Consider the following 20,759-nt stretch of genomic DNA (forward strand, 5'->3'; position numbering starts at 1 on the left):
GGTCCAGGTCCTAGCCGGTCGGTCGTAGACTGCTGCGAATCCGGTCCCCCCGCCGGCTCCGGCCCACCGCCCCGAGCGGATCCGCAGAGCGGGGAGGGGGCCGTCGGGGCGGGAGGGGACACGTTTGAGCGAGGACGTACGCACGCCTGAGACCGGCGTGCCGGCGACATCGGACCAGGGCGCCGCGTCGGGGCGCGTCCGTGCGCGTCTCGCCAGGTTCGGCTCCCGCGCGTCCGTCGCGTCGCCCGCCCTCGAACCGGTGCTCCAGGCTGCCCGCACCAACCACCCGAAGGCCGACCTCGCGGTCGTCGAGCAGGCGTACGTCGTCGCCGAGCGGGCGCATCGTGGACAGCTGCGCAAGAGCGGCGACCCGTACATCACGCACCCGGTCGCCGTCGCGACGATCCTCGCCGAGCTCGGCATGACGCCGTCCACCCTCGCGGCGGCCCTGCTGCACGACACGGTCGAGGACACCGACTACTCGCTCGACCAGTTGCGCCGGGAGTTCGGTCCCGAGGTCGCGATGCTCGTCGACGGCGTGACCAAGCTCGACAAGGTCCAGTACGGCGACGCCGCGCAGGCCGAGACGGTCCGCAAGATGGTCGTCGCGATGTCGCGCGACATCCGGGTGCTCGTCATCAAGCTCGCCGACCGGCTGCACAACGCGCGCACATGGAAGTTCGTGGCGAGCTCGTCGGCCGAGAAGAAGGCCCGCGAGACGCTCGAGATCTATGCGCCGCTCGCGCACCGACTCGGCATGAACACGATCAAGTGGGAGCTCGAGGACCTGTCGTTCGCGACGCTGTACCCCAAGCTCTACGACGAGATCGTGCACCTCGTCGCCGAGCGCGCCCCCGCCCGCGAGGAGTACCTCGCCGTGGTTCGCGAGCAGGTTGGCGCTGACCTGCGGACCGCGAAGATCAAGGCGACGGTCACGGGCCGGCCGAAGCACTACTACTCGATCTACCAGAAGATGATCGTCCGCGGCCGCGACTTCGCCGACATCTACGACCTCGTGGGTGTGCGGGTGCTGGTCGACACGGTCCGCGACTGCTACGCGGCGCTCGGTGCGCTGCACGCGCGGTGGAACCCGGTGCCGGGCCGGTTCAAGGACTACATCGCGATGCCCAAGTTCAACCTGTACCAGTCCCTGCACACGACGGTCATCGGGCCCGGCGGCAAGCCGGTCGAGATCCAGATCCGCACGCACGACATGCACCGCCGTGCGGAGTACGGCGTCGCGGCGCACTGGAAGTACAAGGAGACCGCGAAGAACGCCGCGGCGGGCCAGGACACCGCCGGCAACGACATGATGTGGCTGCGTCAGCTCGTCGACTGGCAGAAGGAGACGGCCGACCCGACCGAGTTCCTCGACTCGCTGCGGTTCGAGATCGCCGGGTCAGAGGTCTACGTGTTCACGCCGAAGGGCGACGTCATCGGGCTGCCGTCCGGGTCGACGCCCGTCGACTTCGCCTATGCGGTGCACACCGAGGTCGGCCACCGCACGATGGGCGCCCGCGTGAACGGGCGGCTGGTGCCGCTCGACTCGACGCTCGAGAACGGCGACGTCGTCGACGTGTTCACGTCGAAGTCCGAGACCGCGGGACCGTCGCGCGACTGGCTGGGCTTCGTCAAGAGCCCTCGCGCGCGCAACAAGATCCGCCAGTGGTTCTCCAAGGAGCGCCGCGAGGAGGCCATCGAGCACGGCAAGGACGCCATCGCGAAGGCGATGCGCAAGCAGAACCTGCCGATCCAACGACTGCTCTCGCACGAGTCGCTCGTCGCCCTTGCCAACGAGATGCGCTACGCGGACGTGTCCGCGCTGTACGCCGCGATCGGCGAGGGGCAGATCTCCGCCGCGACCGTCGTCCAGCGGCTCGTGCACTCGCTCGGAGGTGAGCCCGCGGCCGAGGAGGACCTCGCCGAGGCCGCTCGTCCCGGGCAGGTCAGCCGCCGCGTCCGGACCGGCGACCCGGGCGTCGTGGTCAAGGGCGTCGACGACATCTGGGTCAAGCTCGCCAAGTGCTGCACGCCCGTGCCGGGTGACGACATCGTCGGCTTCGTCACCCGCGGCGCCGGGGTCAGCGTGCACCGGAGCGACTGCATCAACGTCGAGGCCCTGCGGGCGCAGCCTGAGCGGCTGGTCGACGTCGAGTGGAGCCACACGAGCTCGTCGTTGTTCCTCGTGCAGATCCAGGTCGAGGCGCTCGACAGGTCGCGACTGCTCTCGGACGTCACGCGCGTGCTGTCGGACCACCACGTGAACATCCTGTCGGCATCGGTCTCGACGTCGCGGGACCGCGTCGCGCTGTCCCGCTTCGTCTTCGAGATGGCGGAGCCGTCGCACCTCGCGTCCGTGCTCGCCGCCGTGCGGAAGGTCGAGGGCGTGTTCGACGTGTACCGGATCACCGGCGCGAAGGCGTCGGAGGAGCCCGTCATCCGCGCCTGACCCGGGCAGCGGTCTACAGCGACCGGAGGGTGGCGCGGGCGCCTCGGACCCCGCGCTGCCCGGGCATCGCGTCCAGGTCGTGCAGCGCACGGCGAGGGTCGAAGCCCGCGGAGCACAGGTCGGCCAGCACGACGAGCGCCCGCGCGGCCGGGACCCAGCGGGCGACGTCGGTACCGGTCCGCTGGACCGTCGTGACCTGCAGCGGGCCGATCCTGACGATGTCGTCGGCGCCCAGCGCCGCCTCGGCGGACGTCCGCCGCGGGTCCGGGTCGGCGCGGTGCGTCCGGGACGAGACGAGCACGTCGACACGGGACGGCGGGCGCCGACCCGTGTGCACCCACGCGGCGCTGCACCGGCCGACGACGCCCCGACGAGGGACCAGGTCGGCCAGCGCGGCCGACCGCAGCTCCGCGGTGTCGTCGAGGTCGGCGACCACACCGACGTCGCCCCACAGGGGTCGGACGACCCGATCACGGACGAGTGCGTGCCACGCGGCGGCGCCGACGTCCGCGCGACGGACGAGCGACGGGAGGTCCGTCGAGGGCGGGCGGTAGACGGCGAGCAGGGGGTTCATGCCCGCAGGATGGCCCGAACCCACCACCCGCCGTCGGAGTGGCTGTGGACGACGCACGAGCCCCGCCGTCGCGAGGGCGACGACGGGGCTCGTGGGAACCGTGCCGCGAGCGTCAGCCGCGCGCCTCCTCCGCGGCCCGCTGGACCTGCTCGAGCCAGCTGCGACGCGCGTCGAGGGCGGCCCGTGCCTCGGCGATCCGCCGGGCGTCCCCCGCGGCCTCAGCCTTGGCCAGGTCGGCCTCGAGGCCGGCGATCGCCTGCTCGAGCTGCGCGGCCGCACCCTCGGCGCGCGCACGCGTCTCGGGGTTGGTCCGACGCCACTGGCTCTGGTCCGCGTCGCGCACCGCCGTCTCGACGGCGCGCAGCCGGCCCTCGATCCGCTGGATGTCGGCACGCGGCACCTTGCCCGCGGACTCCCACCGGTCCTGGATCGAGCGCAGCGCCTGCTTCGCGGCCGCGAGGTCGGTGACCGGGACGAGCGCCTCGGCCTCGACCAGGAGCGCCTCCTTGACCTCGAGGTTCGCCCGGAACTCGGTGTCCGTCGCGGCCGCCTGCGCGTCGCGGGCCGCGAAGAACGCGTCCTGCGCGGCCCGGAAGCGGGCCCACAGGGCGTCGTCGTCGGCTCGGCTCGCCCGCCCGGCGGCCTTCCACTGCGTCATGAGGTCGCGGAACGCGCCCGCCGTGGCGCCCCAGTCCGTGCTGGACTGCAGCTTCTCGGCCTCGACGACCAGCGCCTCCTTGGCGGCCTTCGCGCTGGCGTTGCGGGTCTCCAGCTCGGCGAAGAAGTGCCGGCGCTCACGGTCGAACGTGGTCCGTGCGTGGCTGAACCGCTTCCAGAGGGCCTCCTCGGTCGGCCGGTCCAGACGGGGGCCCGTGCGCTGGGCCTCCTTCCACTGGTCCAGGAGGCCGCGCAGCTGCTCGCCGGCCGGACGCCACTGGATGCGCGACGGGTCGGTCGACGCGACGCGCTCCGCCTGCTCGACGATCTCCGTGCGGGCCGCGACGGCAGCCTCCCGGGCGGCGGCGCGCTCGGCCTCGGCGACGGCGCGCCGCTCGGCGGCCGTGGTGCGCAGCGCGTCGAGACGGGTCCGCAGACCGTCCAGGTCGCCGACCGCGGCCGGCTCGGCGACCTCGTCCGTGAGCCGCGCGAGCGTCTGGTCGATCTCCTTGACCGACAGGTCGGTCGCGGTGAGGCGAGCCTCGAACAGCGCGACCTTGGCCTGCAGGTCGAGGAACCGCCGCACGTACAGCGCGAGCGCCTCGTCGGACGTCGCACCCGGGAACTGGCCCACGACCCGCTCACCGGCGCTCTCGCGGACGAACACCGTGCCCTCGTCGTCCACGCGGCCGAACGTCGCGGCGTGCGCGGCCTCGGCGGCGTCCAGCGGGGGAGCGGTCGGGGCGGCAGCGGCGGGTGCGCCTGCGGCGGGTGCGACCGGGTGCGCCGGCGGGTGCGGGACCGGCCGCGGGCCGGGGTGCGGCCGGGGCGTCGGCCGGACCGAGGCGGGCGTCGGCGGCGTCGGGGCCGCCGGGGCGTCGGGCTCGTCCGTCGTGCTCGCGTCGGAGTCGGCGGCCGGTGCCTCGACGGCCTCGGCGGCCGGCTCCTCGGCCTCCGGCGCAGCGGCGGCCGGCGCGTCCTCGGCAGCGTCATCCTGTGCGGACGCTGCCACGGGAGCGGCGTCGTCGTCGGCGGATCCGGCGACGTCGACCGGCACGACGCCCTCGGTCTGAGCAGCACCGTCGACGGAGACGTCGTCCGACGGCGCGTCGTTCACCGCAGCGGACGCGGCCGCGTCCGTCGCGTCGTCGGTCACCTGTGTCGAGGGGGCGGCGGCGGTCGTCTCGTCGGGCTCGGACGCCGGTGCGGGGGTCTCGGTCATTGGGTCTCCACTCCCTCGATGATGACGTCGGACGCCGGGGCCGTGTAGCTGCCCTTGTCGACGGTGCCCGCGTCAGCGATGGCCTGCAGCACGTCCATGCCGGACGTGATGTGGCCAAACACGGTGTAGCCGCCCGCCGAGTCCGACGGGATGGTGCTGTCCTCGTAGACGAGGAAGAACTGGCTGCCCATCGAGCTGCCGTTCTCCGGCTGGCGCGCCATCGCGATCGTGCCTGCCGGGTAGACGTTGTCGGCCGGGGCGTTCTCGATCGGGCCCCACGCGTAGCCGGGGCCGCCCTGGCCGGTCGCCGTCGGGTCGCCGCACTGGAGCACGTAGATGCCGGTGTCCGTGAGGCGGTGGCACTTCGTGCCGTCGAAGAAGCCCTCCTGCGCGAGCGTCACGAAGTTCGCGACCGCCTGCGGGGCCTTGGCGCCGTCGAGCGAGATGCCGATGGGGCCCTGGGTCAGGTTGATCGAGCCGGTCCACTCGCGGCCCTCGGCGAGCGACGCTGCGGGCAGGACGCCGCCGTTGCCGGTGCGCGGTGTCGCGCTCTCGTCGGGCGTGGCCGCGTCCGTCGGGGCCGTCGTGGTGTCGGCGGTGGGCGTCGAGTCCGGTCGCGTGAGCGCGACCGCCGCGCCGATGCCGACGACAAGCACGAGCGCACCGGCGACGCTGCCGGCGATGACCCGCTGACGGTGGTGGCGAGCGCGGGACCTGGCCTGGCGCTCCTGCCACTTCTCGTACCGGCGGCGCTCGTACTCACGCTCGCGCTTGCTGGACACGCACACTCTCCTCGCGTCGAGGTGCGGTGGGGCAGGAGCACTACCTGCCGCACTGCACGAAGGGACCCGGGACAGTCTAGGCAAGCGGAGGCCCTCGCGAGCCAGCGACCGACGCGCGGACGTCGGCGCGTCGGGCCCCGTGCGTCTAGCGTGCGGTGCATGCAGCTGCAGACGGTGGTCGCCCCGGTGTTCGCGGCACGGTGCACGCTCGTGGTGGCGGACCACGGCGACTGCGTGGTCGTCGACCCCGGTGCGGGCGTCGCAGGCCAGGTCGTGGAGCTCGTCGAAAGGCACGGCCTGCGGCCCCGGGCGCTGCTCGCGACGCACGGGCACGTGGACCACACGTGGGACGCGGCGGTCCTCTCCGAGCAGTTCGACGTGCCGTTCGTCCTGCACACCGCCGACACGTACCGCCTCGCTGACCCGTTCGGCACGCTGGGGGTCCTCGGCGGGCGGCAGTCGCCCCACGACCCGTCGGGACCGCTGGCCCAGGCGCTCGCCGCCGCGCGTGTCGGCCCGACGACCTACGCCCAGCCCGGGCGCGTCGAGGCGTTCGGGACCGGTCCGGGCGGTCGTTCCGACGACGTCGCGCTCGCGTTCGGCACCGTCCGGCTGCTGGCCCGGCACGCCCCGGGCCACACCGAGGGCTCGACGCTGTACCTGCTCGACGTCGACGAGGCGGGACCGGTCGCGCTCACCGGGGACGTCCTCTTCGCGGGCAGCATCGGCCGCACCGACCTGCCGGGCGGCGACGACGCCGAGATGGCTCGGACGCTGCGCGAGGTCGTCGCGGTGCTCCCGCCCGAGACCGTCGTCGTGCCGGGGCACGGCCCGACGAGCGACGTCGCGACCGAGCTGGCCACCAACCCCTATCTGCGCGGGGTCCGCTGACACGAGGACGCGTTGGCCCGCCGGAGTCTGGAAGGATTCGGCCCCATGGCACGACCGACCCCGCTGTCCGGATTCCCCGAGTGGCTGCCCGAGGGCCGCCTCGTCGAGCAGCACGTGCTCGACGTCCTGCGCCGCACGTTCGAGCTCCACGGGTTCGCCGGCATCGAGACGCGCGCCGTCGAACCCCTCGAGCAGCTGCTGCGCAAGGGGGAGACCTCCAAGGAGGTCTACGTGCTCTCGCGCCTGCAGGAGGACCCGGACCACGCGCCCGACGCCGCCGACCGCGGCGGCAGGCTCGGGCTGCACTTCGACCTCACCGTGCCGTTCGCGCGGTACGTGCTCGAGAACGCCGGCCACCTGGCGTTCCCGTTCCGCCGGTACCAGATCCAGAAGGTGTGGCGCGGCGAGCGGCCCCAGGACGGGCGGTTCCGTGAGTTCGTCCAGGCCGACATCGACGTCGTCGGCGCCGGCGACCTGCCGTACCACTACGAGGTCGAGCTGCCGCTCGTCATGGCCGAGGCGCTCGGGGCGCTCCAGGAGATCGGCGTGCCGCCCGTGCGGATCCTCGTGAACAACCGCAAGGTCGCCGAGGGGTTCTACCGGGGCCTCGGGCTGACCGACGTGGACGCGGTCCTGCGCAATATCGACAAGCTCGACAAGATCGGCCCGGACGCCGTCGCCGCGCTCCTGGTGGCCGAGGCGGGTGCGGACGACGCGCAGGCGGCCGCGTGCCTCGAGCTCGCGGCGATCCGCGGGGACGACGCGTCGGTCGTCGACCGCGTCCGCGACCTGGCCCAGCGGCACGGCGCGACGCACGAGCTGCTCGACACCGGTCTGACCGAGCTCGGGGCGCTGATCCGCGCCGCGTCGGAGCGTGCACCCGGCGTCGTCGTCGCCGACCTCAAGATCGCCCGCGGCCTCGACTACTACACCGGCTCGGTGTACGAGACCGTGCTCGTCGGGCACGAGCAGCTCGGGTCCATCTGCTCGGGCGGCCGCTACGACACGCTCGCGTCGGACGGCACGACGACCTACCCGGGTGTCGGCCTGTCGATCGGCGTCTCGCGGCTCGTGTCCCGTCTCGTCGGCGGTGGCCTCGTGAAGGCCACGCGCTCGGTCCCGAGCGCCGTGCTGGTTGCTGTCACGCACGAGGAGGACCGGTCGCGGTCGGACGCGGTGGCCGTCGCGCTGCGGTCGCGCGGCATCCCGGTCGAGGTCGCGCCGTCGGCGGCGAAGTTCGGCAAGCAGATCCGGCACGCCGACCGCCGCGGTATCCCGTACGTGTGGTTCCTCGGGCAGGTGGGCGAGGACGGCGTCGTTGCGGGCGACCAGGTCAAGGACATCCGATCGGGCGAGCAGGTGCCCGCGGACGCGTCGAGCTGGCGGCCTCCGGCGGAGGACCGCTGGCCCCGGGTGGTGCCCGCGAGCTGACGCGTCGGCACGGTTGACGTCAGGTCGAACACGTGTTCGACTGGCGGCATGAGGTGGGACGGCCAGCGGCTGACCGCGGAGCGCGACGAGGGGACCCTGCCGGGACTGCCGCTCGCCGGGCTCGTCCGCACGGTGCGGACCCCGGAGTTCGCCGGCGTCACGTTCCACGAGGTGCTCTGCCGGAGCGCGCTCAACAAGGTGCCGGCGGCGTCGCAGATGCCGTTCCGGTGGACGATCAACCCGACGCGCGGCTGCCTGCACGCGTGCACGTACTGCTTCGCGCGCCCCACGCACGAGTACCTGGAGCTCGGCGCGGGCGTCGACTTCGAGACGCAGATCGTCGTCAAGACGAACGTCGTCGAGGTGCTGCGCGCCGAGCTCGCCCGGCGTTCCTGGAGCCACGAGCACGTCGCGCTCGGCACCAACACCGACCCCTACCAGCGGGTGGAGGGCCGGTACCGGCTCATGCCCGGGATCATCGCAGCCCTCGCCGGCAGCGGGACGCCGCTGTCCATCCTCACCAAGGGCACGCTGCTGCGTCGGGACCTTCCGCTGCTCGTCGAGGCGGCGGACCAGGTGCCGGTCGGGCTCGGCGTCTCGCTCGCGGTGGGCGACGAGACGCTGCAGCAGGTGGTGGAGCCGGGCACGCCGACGCCGCGGGCTCGGCTCGACCTCATCCGGGCGGTGCGCGAGGCCGGGCTGCCGTGCGGCGTCATGGTGGCGCCCGTGATGCCGTGGCTCACCGACGGCGCGGACCAGCTCGACGACCTGCTGACCCGGCTGGCGGACGCCGGCGCCACGGGCGTGACCGTGCTGCCGCTGCACCTGCGCGGGTCGGTCAAGCCGCTGTTCCTGCAGTGGCTCGCCGAGCACGAGCCGCACCTCGTCGGCCGGTACGAGGCGCTGTACGGCCCACGGTCGTCCGTCCCGCCCGAGTACTCGCGGTGGCTGCGAGACCGCGTCGCGCCGCTGCTCGCCCGGCACGGCTTCGCGTCGTCGGCGGGACACCGGTCGCAGCGGGGCGAGGGTTCCTACCCGGTCGGCAGCATCCCGTGGGGACGCGCCGAGGCGCCCGACCCGCAGGTCGCGCAGCCGACGCTGTTCTGACCGCTCGGCGCGCTGACCGTCCGACGGGTCTGATGGACGGCGTCGTGGCGCACGGCGGGCACTAGGATCGTGCGGGCGCCCGGTGGGCGCGACCCAACCCCGACCCCGAAGGACCTTCCGTGCTCCGCACCCACACGGCCGGCTCGCTGCGAGCCGAGCACATCGGCACCACCGTCACCCTCACGGGCTGGGTGGACCGCCGCCGGGATCACGGCGGCGTGGCGTTCGTCGACCTGCGGGACGCGTCGGGCATCGCGCAGGTGGTCATCCGGGACGAGTCCGTGGCGCACGGGCTCCGCGCGGAGTACGTGCTGCAGGTGACGGGCGTCGTGGGTCGCCGCCCGGAGGGCAACGAGAACCCGCACCTCGCCACGGGCGAGATCGAGCTCGTCGCGTCGAAGGTCGTGGTGCTCAACGAGGCCGCGCCGCTGCCGTTCCAGGTGTCGTCGTCGCTCGACGAGCCGGTCGGCGAGGAGGCGCGCCTCAAGCACCGCTACCTCGACCTGCGCCGGCCTGCGCCGGCGCGGGCGATGCGCCTGCGCGCCAAGGCGAACCAGGCGGCTCGCGCGGTGCTCGACGCGCAGGACTTCGTCGAGGTCGAGACGCCCACGCTCACACGCTCCACGCCGGAGGGCGCCCGCGACTTCCTGGTGCCCGCGCGGCTGGCGCCCGGCTCCTGGTACGCGCTCCCGCAGTCGCCCCAGCTGTTCAAGCAGCTCCTCATGGTCGGCGGTCTCGAGCGGTACTACCAGATCGCCCGCTGCTACCGCGACGAGGACTTCCGCGCCGACCGGCAGCCGGAGTTCACGCAGCTCGACGTCGAGATGAGCTTCGTGGAGCAGGACGACGTGATCGCGCTCGGCGAGCAGATCATCGTCGCGCTGTGGCGCCTCATCGACGTCGAGATCCCCACGCCGATCCGCCGCATGACGTTCGCCGACGCGATGGCCCGCTACGGGAGCGACAAGCCGGACCTGAGGTTCGGGCTCGAGCTCACCGAGCTGACCGAGTACTTCCGCGAGACGCCGTTCCGCGTGTTCCAGGCCCCGTACGTCGGTGCCGTGGTCCAGCCCGGTGGCGCCTCGACCCCGCGGCGTGGCTTCGACGCGTGGCAGGACTGGGCGAAGCAGCGCGGCGCGAAGGGCCTCGCGTACGTGACGGTCGGTGAGGACGGCGAGCTCGGCGGCCCGGTCGCCAAGAACATCACCGAGTCCGAGCGTGCAGGTCTGGCCGCGGCCGTCGGCGCGAGCCCGGGCGACGCGATCTTCTTCGCCGCCGGGTCCGTGTCCGACGCGCGCGCGCTGCTCGGTGCCGCGCGCCTCGAGATCGGCCGTCGCGGCGGGCTCATCGACGAGGACGCGTGGGAGTTCGTCTGGGTCGTCGACGCGCCGCTGTTCAAGCCCACGGGCGAGGACGACGACGTGGCGGTCGGCGGCGGCGCCTGGACGGCCGTGCACCACGCGTTCACGTCGCCGACGCCCGAGTGGATCGACACGTTCGAGCAGGACCCGGGCGCGGCGCTCGCCTACGCGTACGACATCGTCTGCAACGGCAACGAGATCGGCGGCGGCTCGATCCGTATCCACCGTCGTGACGTGCAGGAGCGCGTGTTCGACGTCATGGGCATCGGTCCCGCCGAGGCGCAGGAGAAGTTCGGCTTCCTGCTCGACGCGTTCCAGTTCGGCGCCCCGCCGCACGGCGGTATCGCGTTCGGCTGGGACCGGATCGTCGCGCTCCTGACGAAGTCGGAGTCGATCCGCGACGTCATCGCGTTCCCGAAGTCGGGCGGCGGGTACGACCCGCTGACGGCCGCGCCGGCGCCCATCACGCCCGAGCAGCGCCGGGAGGCCGGGGTCGACGCGAAGCCGAAGCCGGCTGCGCCGGCGGCGGGGGAGCAGCCGACCGCGTGAGCAGCCTGCTCGACGGGCTCCCCGAGGGCTGGCGACGGCACCGCATGCTCGACGGGCTCGACGCGCGCTGGCAGGACGCCGTCGTCGTCGGCGACGACCGTGCGGTGCTGCTCGCGTCTCCGTCGCCGCGAGGCCCGTTCGTGCTGGTCCTCGGCGCCGGTCCCGAGGCCGGGCGGCTCCTGACCGACGTCGTCGCGCGCCGCCAGGAGCCCGGCTCGCCGCTCGCGCGTGCGGGGTTCGTCGACCATGCCGCGTGGCTCAACGTCACGCGCGCGGCCGAGGTGCCCGCCGCGGTGCTGCTCGCCTTGGGACTTGCGCCGTTCTCCGTGTGGGACTGGCTGTCGACGGACCAGGCACCGCCTGCGCACGACGATGAGCCGACCGTGCGGCGACTCGATCCCGGTACGGAGGCGGACGCCATCCGTGCCTGCCTGGCGCTGGGGAACCCGGGAACGTCCGCCGACCCCACGCGGCCCGGAGAGGCGGGCTGGTGGGGCGTCGACGGACCGGGCGGTCTGCTCGGCGTCGTCGGTGCGACGTCGCGGGGCGTCCGCGGTCGTGCGTCGTGGCACGTGCACGGGCTCGGTGTCGTGCCGGACGCGCGCACGGGCGGCCTCGGAACGGCCCTGACCAGGGCGGCGGTGCGCCAGGCCTTCGCCGACGGCGTGGCGTTCGTGAGCCTCGGGATGTATGCCCAGAACGCGGTGGCCCGCCGGCTCTACACCCGGCTGGGCTTCACGATCGACGCGGAGCTCGCCTCGTTCGGGCCCGCGGGTGCCGAGCGGCCTCCTGCCTGAGTCCGGCCGGTCCCACCAGCTGCGTTCTCGCCGGGCCTGTCGTGGGATCCCGACGCGGTGTCCTCGTCGACGGGCAGAACCGGCACGGTGCCTCTCTCAGTGCGTGATCGAGAACCGGGCGTGCAGCCGGCGCAGGAACCGCGGCGCCCACCAGTTGGCCCGGCCGAGGATCGTCATGGTCGCGGGCACGAGCAGGAGCCGGACGAGGGTCGCGTCGACGAGCACCGCGACGGCCAGCGAGAAGCCGACCTCCTTGATCACGAGCATCCGCCCGGCGACGAAGCCGGCGAACACGACGATGACGATCGCCGCGGCCGACGTGATGATCCGCCCGGACCGTTGCAGGCCGAGGCGCACCGCGACGTCGTTGGGCCGACCGGCGTCGTACAGCTCCTTGATCCGGGACAGCAGGAACACCTCGTAGTCCATCGCGAGCCCGAACGCGAACGCGATGACCATCGCGACCACGTACGTCTCGATGCCGCCCGTGGACGTGAAGCCGAGCAGGCCGGACAGGTGCCCGTCCTGGAAGACCCACACGAGGACCCCGAGCGACGCGGCGAGCGAGACCGCATTGGTCAGCAGCGCCTTGACGGGGATCACCACCGACCCCGTCATGAGGAAGAGCAGCACGAGGGTCGCCAGCGCGACGATGCCGATCGCCAGGCGCGCCCGGTCCTTCAGGGCGTCGGTGAAGTCGATCTGCGTCGCGGCCTGACCCGTTGTCCAGGTCGGGAACGGTGCGTCAAGGGCCCTGACCTCCTGCACGACCTCCCGCGCGACCGGACCGCCTGGGTCGTCGGTGTCGGGCCGCACGCCGATCACGACGTGCGAGCCGATCACGGACGGCGGGTCGACCGACGCGACGCCGTCGAGGTCCTCGAGCGTCGCGGCCCATGCGGTCGCCTCGTCGAGCGTGGCCTCCGCGACGACCGTGACGGCGGGCGTGGTCGACGCGGGGTACTGGTCGGCGAGCAGGTCGACGAACTCCCGTTGCGTGCTGCCGGCGGGCAGCAGCTCCGTCGTGGAGTTGCGCAGCTCGATGTGCCGCAGGGGGAGCGCGAGCAGCCCGAGCAGCGCGAGGCACCCGAGCAGCACCCACCACGGGTGGCGCTGCACGCGCTCCGTGCTCCGCGAGAACGCGCCCTCCTCGGACTGCACGTCCGACGTCCGGGCGAGGATCGAGCGCAGCCCGGGGATCCGCGCGAGGATGCTCGGCCGGATCAGCCGCCGGCCCGCGAGCACCACCAGCGCGGGCACGAGCGTCACGGCGGTCGCGACGGCGACGACGATCACGGCGACGCCGGCGGCACCGACCGCGCGCAGGATCTGCGGCCGGAACACGAGCAGCCCCGCGATCGAGATCGCGACGATGACCGCGGAGAACGTCACGGTCCGCCCGGCGGTCGCCATGGTCCGTTCGAGCGCCTGGATCACGGCGCCGTCGCCACGCCGTCGACGGCTGCCCTCGCCGCCGTCCTCGTCGACGAGACGGTGCAGCTCCTCGCGGAACCGGGACACGATGAGCAGCCCGTAGTCGATCGACAGGCCGAGGCCGAGCAGCGTGACGACGTTGACGACGGACGCGTCGAGGTCGAGCACGTACGAGAAGCCGAGCAGCACGGCGAGGCCGCCGGCGATGGAGGCGAGCGCACCGGCCATCGGCATCGCGGCGGCGAGGAACCCGCCGAACACCAGCACCATGATGAGCAGCGCGATCGGCAGCGCGATGGTCTCGCCCGTGCGCAGGTCGGTCTCGACCTGCGTGTTGATCGCGCCGACGATCAGGGTGGTCCCGCCGACGATCCCGGTGACGTCCGGGGCGACGTCGCGCAGGTCGTCGGGCACCTGCTCGAGGCGTTGCTCGACGTCGTCGAGGGCCGTCTTGCGCGCGTCCTCGCCGAGGTCGGGGGAGAGCTCGACGACCACGAGGAAGCCGTCGCCGTCCTTCGCGACGAGCGGTGCCGCCGCCTGGTTCGTCACTCCGCCGGGCAGCGCGAGCGGGTCGATGACGGCGGTGACGCCGTCGATCGCCGCGAGGTCCTCGCGTGCGGGCGCGAACGCGGTCGCGACCTCGGGGTCGGCCGGGTCGACGCCCTGCAGCACGAGCGTGAGCGACGACCCGCGTGCGCCGCTGGCCTCGAGGATGGCCTGCGCCTGCTCGCTCTGCGACCCGGGGACCCCGGGGGCGCCCGACGTCAGCCGGTCGAACAGGCTCTCGCCGTGCACGCCGAACACCGCGAGGGCGTAGCCCGCCACGGCGACCACCACCCAGACGAGCACGGTGAGACGGGGGTGGTGGGCCACGGTGCGGCCGAGTCGCGCGAACACGCCGGTCATCGTCGCAGGTCGACGCCCGGCGGCGCACGCCCTCGGCCGCCGCGGGGCGGATGGGTCACCCGCGCCGCCCGCCCGCGCGGCGGGGACGTGCCGAGGCGCGGTCCGACACCGTCGGTGGGCGTGCGTACCCTGCCCGCATGGACTTGTTCGACTCCGTCACGTCGACCGCCACCGGCGTGCCGGCCGTGGGGGCGAACGCGCCGCTGGCCGTGCGCATGCGGCCGCGCACGCTCGACGAGGTCGCGGGCCAGTCGCACCTGCTCGTCGCGGGGTCGCCGCTGCGCCGGCTGGTCGAGCCCGCGAACGACGCCGCTCGCCGCGCGGCGCCGACCTCGGTCGTGCTGTGGGGCCCGCCGGGCACCGGGAAGACGACGCTCGCGTACCTGATCGCCGCGACGTCGGGCCGCCGTTTCGTCGAGCTCTCGGCGGTCACCGCGGGCGTCAAGGACGTGCGCGCGGTCATCGAGGACGCCCGCCGTCGCCTCGCGACGGACGGGTCGGAGACGGTCCTGTTCATCGACGAGGTGCACCGCTTCACCAAGGCCCAGCAGGACGCGCTGCTGCCGAGCGTGGAGAACCGCTGGGTCACGCTCGTCGCCGCGACCACCGAGAACCCGTCGTTCTCGGTCAACTCCCCGCTCCTGTCCCGCTCGCTGCTGCTCACGCTGCAGCCGCTGGGCACGGACGACGTGCGCACGCTGGTGCGCCGGGCGGTGGCCGACGAGCGCGGGCTCGGCGGGGCCGTCACGCTCGCGGAGGACGCCGAGGAGCACCTGCTGCGGCTCGCAGGCGGCGACGCGCGCAAGGCGCTGACGATCCTCGAGGCGGCGGCCGGCGCGGCGCTGTCGGACGAGCAGGCGGGGGAGGACCCGGTGCTCGTCGACCTGGCGACGGTGGAGCGGGCGATCGACGTGGCGGCGGTGCGCTACGACCGCGACGGCGACCAGCACTACGACGTGATCAGTGCGTTCATCAAGTCGGTGCGCGGCTCGGACGTCGACGCGTCGCTGCACTACCTCGCCCGCATGATCGCGGCGGGGGAGGACCCCCGGTTCATCGCCCGCCGGATCGTGATCTCGGCCGCCGAGGACGTGGGGATGGCCGACCCGAGCGCGCTGCAGACGGCCGTCGCGGCGGCCCAGGCGGTCGCGCTGATCGGCATGCCCGAGGCGCGCATCATCCTCGCCGAGGCGGTCGTGCACCTCGCGACGGCGCCGAAGTCGAACGCGGCGTACAACGGCATCAACAAGGCGCTGGCGGACGTGCAGGCCGGCCGGCTCGGCTCGGTGCCGTCGCACCTGCGCGACGCGCACTACCCTGGCGCGCGCCAGCTCGGGCACGGCACGGGCTACGTGTACACGCACGACGAGCCGCACGCGGTCGCCGCGCAGCAGTACCTGCCGGACGAGCTGGTCGGCACGCGGTACTACCAACCGAGCGACCGGGGCTACGAGCGGCAGGTCGCGGAACGGCTGGAGCGGGTGCGCTCGATCCTCGAGTCCCGCGACTGAACGGCCCGGATTCGGCTCGGGGCCGTCAAGACGGTAAGGTAGCCAGGTCGTCCTCGGGACGGGCGCGCCTGCATGCAGCGCACCGGTCAGCGAGAGCAGGAGGACGACCACCTGGGGCCTTAGCCGCGCAGCACCCGCCGCGCACCACGGTCGGCCCCACGCCCGCCGGGTCTCCGTCGCGGGTGTGACGTCAACAACGACAGGAAGTATCTCTGTGAGCAGTGTGACCCGCTCGCGTCGCCAGGTCCGCCTGAGCCGCGCGCTCGGCCTGGCCCTGACGCCCAAGGCCGTCAAGCACTTCGAGAAGCGCCCCTACCCGCCCGGTGAGCACGGCCGTGCCCGTCGCCGGACCGAGTCGGACTACGCCGTCCGTCTGCGCGAGAAGCAGCGTCTGCGCGCGCAGTACGCGCTCCGCGAGAAGCAGCTCGCCCGTGCGTACGAGGACGCCCGCAAGGCGCCGGGCCTGACCGGTGAGGCGCTCGTCGAGAACCTCGAGACGCGTCTCGACGCGCTCGTCCTGCGCTCGGGCTTCGCCCGCACCATCCTGCAGGCCCGCCAGGTCGTCGTGCACCGCCACGTGCTCGTCGACGGCAAGATCGTGGACCGCCCGTCGTTCCGCGTGAAGCCCGGCCAGACGCTGCAGATCAAGCCGAAGAGCCAGGCCACCGTGCCGTTCCAGGTCGCCGCCGCCGGTGCGCACCGCGACGTCCTGCCGGCCGTCCCGGGCTACCTCGACGTGCAGCTCGAGAAGCTGAGCGCCGTCCTGGTCCGCGCCCCCAAGCGCGCCGAGGTCCCCGTGACCTGCGAGGTCCAGCTGGTCGTCGAGTACTACGCCCGCTGACCCAGGCTCCACGAACGCCCCGCTGCGCACGTCGCACGCGGGGCGTTCGTGCGTCAGGGGACGGTCGGCGCGGTCGGTGGCGTCGTGCGCGTGCGCGGCGGGTTCGTGGGTAGGGTTTCGGGCGGGGTCGTCGGGACCCCGGACTGGAGGGGTGGCATGTCGGTCGGTGACGTCGCAGGCCTCATCGCGGCGGTCGCGTTCGTGGGGCTCGTCGGGTTCCTCGCCGTGCCGCTCGTCAAGCTGGGGCGGGCGTTCGACGGCGCCACCGCCTCTCTCAAGGAGCTGACGGACCACACGGTGCCCGTGCTCGACGAGACGGCGACGCTCGTCGCGTCGTCGAACACGCAGCTCGGCAACATCGACACCGTGACGACGGCAGCCGCACAGGTGTCGGAGAACGTCTCGGCGCTCACGTCGCTGTTCGCCGCGACCGTCGGTGCGCCGATGATCAAGGTCGCGGCGTTCTCGTACGGCGTGCGGCGCGCGCTGTCCGGGCTCACGGCTCCCCGTCGGGGCAAGTGATGCGCAGGCTCGTATGGGTCGGGGTCGGCGTCGTCGCGACCGTGCTCGTGGTCCGCAAGGGCCGCCAGCTCGTCGACGCGTACGTCCCGGCAGGCACCACCGACGCCGTCCAGGGGGTAGGCCGGTTCATGACGGCCGTCCGCACGGCGCAGCACGAGTTCCGCACCGGGATGGCCGAGCGCGAGGAGCAGCTCCGGCACGACCTGGTCGGCGACGTGGACGTCGAGGCGCTGCGCGCGCAGCGGCCGGAGCGGGTCGCCGACCTGCGCCGCACCTGGGGCGCACGCCGTGCCCGCGAGGACTGGACGGGCCCCACGGAGGACCCGGACGACGACGACGGGTACGCCTTCTTCTGACCCGAATGCCGTCGCCGAGCGGCGCACGACCGAGCACGATGTCCCGACCGGGACAGGACCGAACGACACACGAGGACACCATGCGTACCGCCGAGATCCGCCAGCGTTGGCTCGACTACTTCGAGGGCCAGGGCCACGCCGTCGTGCCGTCGGCCCCCCTCATCTCGCCGGACCCGTCGACGCTGTTCGTGATCGCGGGCATGGTGCCGTTCATCCCCTACATGCTCGGTGAGCAGACGCCGCCGTGGCCGCGCGCGACGAGCGTGCAGAAGTGCGTGCGCACGCTCGACATCGAGGAGGTCGGCAAGACCACCCGCCACGGCACGTTCTTCCAGATGAACGGGAACTTCTCGTTCGGCGACTACTTCAAGGAAGGCGCGATCACGCACGCGTGGCGCCTCGTGACGTCGTCGCAGGCCGAGGGCGGGTACGGGTTCGACCCCGACAAGATCTGGGTCACCGTCTACCACGACGACGACGAGGCGGTCGCGCTCTGGAAGCGCATCGCCGGCCTGCCCGACGAGCGGATCCAGCGCCGCGGCATGAAGGACAACTTCTGGTCCACGGGTGCGCGCGGCCCGGCGGGCCCCTGCTCGGAGATCTACGTCGACCGTGGTCCCGAGTTCGGGGCCGAGGGCGGCCCGGTCGTCGACGAGGACCGGTACCTCGAGATCTGGAACCTCGTCTTCATGCAGTACGAGCGCGGCGACGGCGGGGGCAAGGAGGACTTCCCGATCCTCGGAGAGCTCAAGCAGAAGAACATCGACACCGGCATGGGCCTCGAGCGGGTCGCGTACCTGCTGCAGGGCGTCGACAACATGTACGAGATCGACGAGGTGCGCCCGGTCATCGACGGCGCGGTGCAGATGTCGGGCCGCCGCTACGGCGCGAACCACGACGACGACGTGCGCATGCGTGTCGTGGCGGACCACGTCCGGTCGGGTCTCATGCTCATGGGCGACGGCGTCACGCCGTCGAACGAGGGCCGCGGCTACGTGCTGCGCCGCCTGCTGCGCCGCTCGATCCGCGCGATGCGCCTGCTCGGTGTCGACGACCCCGCGCTGCCGGTGCTGCTGCCGATGAGCCGCGACGCGATGAGCGCGTCGTACCCCGAGCTCGCGCAGAACTTCGACCGGATCAGCCAGGTCGCGTACGCCGAGGAGGAGACGTTCCGGCGCACGCTCGCGGCGGGCACCACCATCCTCGACACCGCCGTGCAGGCGGCGAAGAGTGCGCCGACGCCGGTGCTGTCGGGCGACCAGGCGTTCGCGCTGCACGACACGTACGGCTTCCCGATCGACCTCACGCTCGAGATGGCGGCCGAGCAGGGCGTGTCCGTCGACGAGCAGGCGTTCCGGACGCTCATGCAGGCCCAGCGCGAGCGTGCGCGGGCCGACGCGCTCGCGAAGCGTGCGGGGCGCGCCGACACGGCGGCCTACCAGGAGCTGCACTCGACGCTCAGCGAGGCGACCGCGAAGCCGGTCCAGTTCATCGGGTACACCGACTCGGAGGCCCGGTCGCAGGTCGTGGGACTGCTGGTCGACGGCGTGCCGGCCCCGGCGGCGACCGCGCCGGCGGACGTCGAGGTGGTCCTCGACGTGACGCCGTTCTACGCCGAGGCGGGCGGCCAGCAGGCCGACACCGGCGTGATCGTGCTCGACGGCGGTGCGCGCATCGAGGTCGACGACGTGCAGGCGCCCGTGAAGGGCCTGTCCGTGCACCACGGCCGGCTGGTCGACGGGACGGTGACGTTCGGCGAGCGTGGCACGGCGAAGATCGACCTCGGCCGTCGTCGCGCGATCGCGCGCGCCCACACGGCGACGCACCTGGTGCACAAGGCGCTGCACGAGTCGATCGGCGAGTCCGCGACGCAGGCCGGGTCGCTCAACGCGCCGAGCCGCCTGCGGTTCGACTTCCGCTCGCCGTCCGCGACGCCGAGCGAGGTCGTCGCCGAGATCGAGGAGCGCGTCAACCAGCGCCTCCAGGACGACCTCGAGGTCACCGACTCGGTGATGGCGATCGACGAGGCGCGCGCCAAGGGTGCGATGGCGCTGTTCGGCGAGAAGTACGGCAACGAGGTCCGGGTCGTCGACATCGGCGACGGCTGGTCGCTCGAGCTGTGCGCGGGGACGCACGTCAAGCGGTCGGGCGAACTCGGCCTCGTCACGCTGCTGTCGGAGTCGGCGATCGGCTCGGGCGTGCGCCGCGTCGACGCGCTCGTCGGTGCCGGTGCGTACGGCTACCAGGCCAAGGAGCGGGCGCTCGTCGGCCAGCTCTCGGGGCTGCTCGGCGCGCGGCCGGACGAGCTCGCGGACCGCGTGTCGTCGCTGCTCGCGCGGGTCAAGGACTCCGAGAAGAAGCTCGCGACGATGCGCGCGGGCCAGCTGCTGGCGTCGGCGGGCTCGCTCGTCGACGGTGCGCAGACGGTCGGCGGCACCCGGGTCGTCACGCACGACGCGGGCGAGGTCTCGGCCGACGACGTGCGCACGCTCGTGCTCGACCTGCGCAACCGGCTCGGCGAGTCCGCGCCCGCGGTCGTGGCGGTCGGCGGGACGAGCAACGACCGGCCCGTCGTCGTGGTCGCGACCAACGCCGCGGCGCGCGCCGCAGGCGTGCGGGCCGGCGCTCTCGTCAAGACCGCTTCCGGGATCCTCGGCGGCGGCGGTGGCGGCAAGGACGACCTCGCGCAGGGTGGCGGCACGGACGCGGCCAGGCTCGGTGACGCACTCGCGGCGGTCGTCGGCGCGCTGAGCGACTGACGTGCCACGCGACGAGGAGGAGGTCGTCCGCGGCGTCCGGCTCGCGGTCGACGTCGGGTCCGTCCGGGTGGGGCTCGCGACGAGCGACCCGGACGGCCTGGTCGCGACCCCCGTCGCAACGCTCGCGCGCGCCAAGGCAAAGCCCGGCCGAGGCCTGCCTGCGGACCTCGCGCAGATCGTGCACGAGGTGGGCGAACGTGGTGCGGCAGTTGTGTACGTCGGACTTCCTCGGCACTTGTCCGGTACCGAAGGTGCCGCATCCGGTGCCGCGCGCGCGTACGCTGTCCAACTGGCGCAGGCCGTCGCACCCGTGAGGGTGCGGTTGGTCGATGAACGGATGAGCACGGTGTCCGCACATCAGGCGCTGCATGCGTCCGGCCGATCCGGACGCAGCCACCGGCAGGTCGTCGACCAGGCGGCCGCGGTGGTGATTCTGCAGTACGCGCTGGACGCGGAGCGTGCGACGGGGCGGCGTCCCGGAGAACGGGTCGACGCCGATCCACCTCAGCACGGCCCAGCGGCGCGCGGGGGGACTGCAGGTGACGGAGGAACGACTCTGGAGTGACGCACACGTGAGCAACAGCCAGACCGACTGGTGGGCACCGGTGGA

The 20,759-nt window shown here is 73.3% G+C and carries 16 protein-coding genes; 12 read left to right on the top strand and 4 right to left on the bottom strand.

What is annotated here, in order from left to right:
* The first annotated feature begins 157 nt into the window (after window positions 1-157).
* Window positions 158-2,449, top strand: a complete 2,292-nt coding sequence (locus tag J7523_RS14160; protein WP_291887755.1) for a bifunctional (p)ppGpp synthetase/guanosine-3',5'-bis(diphosphate) 3'-pyrophosphohydrolase — start codon at window positions 158-160, stop codon at window positions 2,447-2,449.
* A 13-nt stretch (window positions 2,450-2,462) separates the two neighbouring features.
* On the opposite strand, the gene J7523_RS14165 is transcribed toward J7523_RS14160, so the two are convergent.
* From J7523_RS14165 to J7523_RS14175, 3 genes are all read right to left on the bottom strand, one after another.
* The gene (locus J7523_RS14165; protein ID WP_291887759.1) at window positions 2,463-3,023 is read right to left on the bottom strand and encodes a hypothetical protein; all 561 of its coding nucleotides are present in this window, start codon (window positions 3,021-3,023) and stop codon (window positions 2,463-2,465) included.
* A gap of 112 nt (window positions 3,024-3,135) precedes the next feature.
* On the bottom strand, window positions 3,136-4,902 hold the full coding sequence (locus J7523_RS14170) for a DUF349 domain-containing protein (protein ID WP_291887762.1): 1,767 nt from the start codon (window positions 4,900-4,902) through the stop codon (window positions 3,136-3,138).
* Window positions 4,899-5,684 (bottom strand): peptidylprolyl isomerase, encoded by a 786-nt coding sequence (locus tag J7523_RS14175; RefSeq protein WP_291887764.1) that lies wholly within the window; start codon window positions 5,682-5,684, stop codon window positions 4,899-4,901. The genes J7523_RS14170 and J7523_RS14175 overlap by 4 nt, the downstream gene beginning before the upstream one ends.
* A 159-nt stretch (window positions 5,685-5,843) precedes the next feature.
* On the opposite strand from J7523_RS14175, the gene J7523_RS14180 reads away from it, so the two are divergent.
* The 5 genes from J7523_RS14180 to J7523_RS14200 all read left to right on the top strand — a co-directional run bounded on the left by J7523_RS14180 (window position 5,844) and on the right by J7523_RS14200 (window position 11,820).
* Window positions 5,844-6,575: an MBL fold metallo-hydrolase gene (locus J7523_RS14180; protein WP_291887766.1), complete on the top strand. Its 732-nt coding sequence runs from the start codon at window positions 5,844-5,846 to the stop codon at window positions 6,573-6,575.
* Between the two features lie 45 nt (window positions 6,576-6,620).
* On the top strand, window positions 6,621-8,006 hold the full coding sequence (hisS, locus tag J7523_RS14185) for a histidine--tRNA ligase (protein ID WP_291887768.1): 1,386 nt from the start codon (window positions 6,621-6,623) through the stop codon (window positions 8,004-8,006).
* Window positions 8,007-8,054: 48 nt separating this feature from the next.
* Entirely contained in the window at window positions 8,055-9,113 is a 1,059-nt protein-coding gene (locus J7523_RS14190; RefSeq protein ID WP_291887769.1) for an Rv2578c family radical SAM protein, read from the top strand.
* Window positions 9,114-9,232: 119 nt separating this feature from the next.
* On the top strand, window positions 9,233-11,023 hold the full coding sequence (gene aspS / locus J7523_RS14195) for an aspartate--tRNA ligase (RefSeq protein ID WP_291887771.1): 1,791 nt from the start codon (window positions 9,233-9,235) through the stop codon (window positions 11,021-11,023).
* Window positions 11,020-11,820, top strand: coding sequence for a GNAT family N-acetyltransferase (locus J7523_RS14200; protein ID WP_291887773.1), 801 nt, complete (start codon window positions 11,020-11,022; stop codon window positions 11,818-11,820). The genes aspS and J7523_RS14200 overlap by 4 nt, the downstream gene beginning before the upstream one ends.
* 96 nt (window positions 11,821-11,916) lie before the next feature.
* Here the strand turns inward: J7523_RS14200 and J7523_RS14205 are convergent, their stop codons facing one another.
* Window positions 11,917-14,160, bottom strand: a complete 2,244-nt coding sequence (locus tag J7523_RS14205) for an MMPL family transporter (protein ID WP_291887775.1) — start codon at window positions 14,158-14,160, stop codon at window positions 11,917-11,919.
* A 137-nt stretch (window positions 14,161-14,297) separates the two neighbouring features.
* On the opposite strand from J7523_RS14205, the gene J7523_RS14210 reads away from it, so the two are divergent.
* The 6 genes from J7523_RS14210 to ruvX all read left to right on the top strand — a co-directional run bounded on the left by J7523_RS14210 (window position 14,298) and on the right by ruvX (window position 20,714).
* Window positions 14,298-15,671: a replication-associated recombination protein A gene (locus J7523_RS14210; RefSeq protein WP_291887777.1), complete on the top strand. Its 1,374-nt coding sequence runs from the start codon at window positions 14,298-14,300 to the stop codon at window positions 15,669-15,671.
* A gap of 214 nt (window positions 15,672-15,885) precedes the next feature.
* The gene (rpsD, locus tag J7523_RS14215; protein WP_291887779.1) at window positions 15,886-16,512 is read left to right on the top strand and encodes a 30S ribosomal protein S4; all 627 of its coding nucleotides are present in this window, start codon (window positions 15,886-15,888) and stop codon (window positions 16,510-16,512) included.
* A gap of 156 nt (window positions 16,513-16,668) precedes the next feature.
* Window positions 16,669-17,034, top strand: a complete 366-nt coding sequence (locus J7523_RS14220) for a DUF948 domain-containing protein (RefSeq protein ID WP_291887781.1) — start codon at window positions 16,669-16,671, stop codon at window positions 17,032-17,034.
* The gene (locus J7523_RS14225) at window positions 17,034-17,390 is read left to right on the top strand and encodes a hypothetical protein (protein WP_291887783.1); all 357 of its coding nucleotides are present in this window, start codon (window positions 17,034-17,036) and stop codon (window positions 17,388-17,390) included. The genes J7523_RS14220 and J7523_RS14225 overlap by 1 nt, the downstream gene beginning before the upstream one ends.
* A gap of 80 nt (window positions 17,391-17,470) precedes the next feature.
* The gene (gene alaS, locus J7523_RS14230; RefSeq protein ID WP_291887785.1) at window positions 17,471-20,149 is read left to right on the top strand and encodes an alanine--tRNA ligase; all 2,679 of its coding nucleotides are present in this window, start codon (window positions 17,471-17,473) and stop codon (window positions 20,147-20,149) included.
* A 1-nt stretch (window position 20,150) separates the two neighbouring features.
* Complete coding sequence (gene ruvX / locus J7523_RS14235) at window positions 20,151-20,714, top strand: Holliday junction resolvase RuvX (protein WP_291887787.1); 564 nt, start codon at window positions 20,151-20,153, stop codon at window positions 20,712-20,714.
* Window positions 20,715-20,759: the final 45 nt, after the last annotated feature.

Source organism: Cellulomonas sp. (genome assembly GCF_017744555.1).
Lineage (GTDB): Bacteria > Actinomycetota > Actinomycetes > Actinomycetales > Cellulomonadaceae > Cellulomonas.

Coding starts and splice junctions, on each gene's coding strand:
- J7523_RS14165 (WP_291887759.1), bottom strand. CDS start 3,023: ATGAACCCCCTGCTCGCCGTCTACCGCCCGCCCTCGACGGACCTCCCG.
- J7523_RS14170 (WP_291887762.1), bottom strand. CDS start 4,902: ATGACCGAGACCCCCGCACCGGCGTCCGAGCCCGACGAGACGACCGCC.
- J7523_RS14180 (WP_291887766.1), top strand. CDS start 5,844: ATGCAGCTGCAGACGGTGGTCGCCCCGGTGTTCGCGGCACGGTGCACG.
- hisS (WP_291887768.1), top strand. CDS start 6,621: ATGGCACGACCGACCCCGCTGTCCGGATTCCCCGAGTGGCTGCCCGAG.
- J7523_RS14190 (WP_291887769.1), top strand. CDS start 8,055: ATGAGGTGGGACGGCCAGCGGCTGACCGCGGAGCGCGACGAGGGGACC.
- J7523_RS14205 (WP_291887775.1), bottom strand. CDS start 14,160: ATGACCGGCGTGTTCGCGCGACTCGGCCGCACCGTGGCCCACCACCCC.
- J7523_RS14210 (WP_291887777.1), top strand. CDS start 14,298: ATGGACTTGTTCGACTCCGTCACGTCGACCGCCACCGGCGTGCCGGCC.
- J7523_RS14220 (WP_291887781.1), top strand. CDS start 16,669: ATGTCGGTCGGTGACGTCGCAGGCCTCATCGCGGCGGTCGCGTTCGTG.
- J7523_RS14225 (WP_291887783.1), top strand. CDS start 17,034: ATGCGCAGGCTCGTATGGGTCGGGGTCGGCGTCGTCGCGACCGTGCTC.
- alaS (WP_291887785.1), top strand. CDS start 17,471: ATGCGTACCGCCGAGATCCGCCAGCGTTGGCTCGACTACTTCGAGGGC.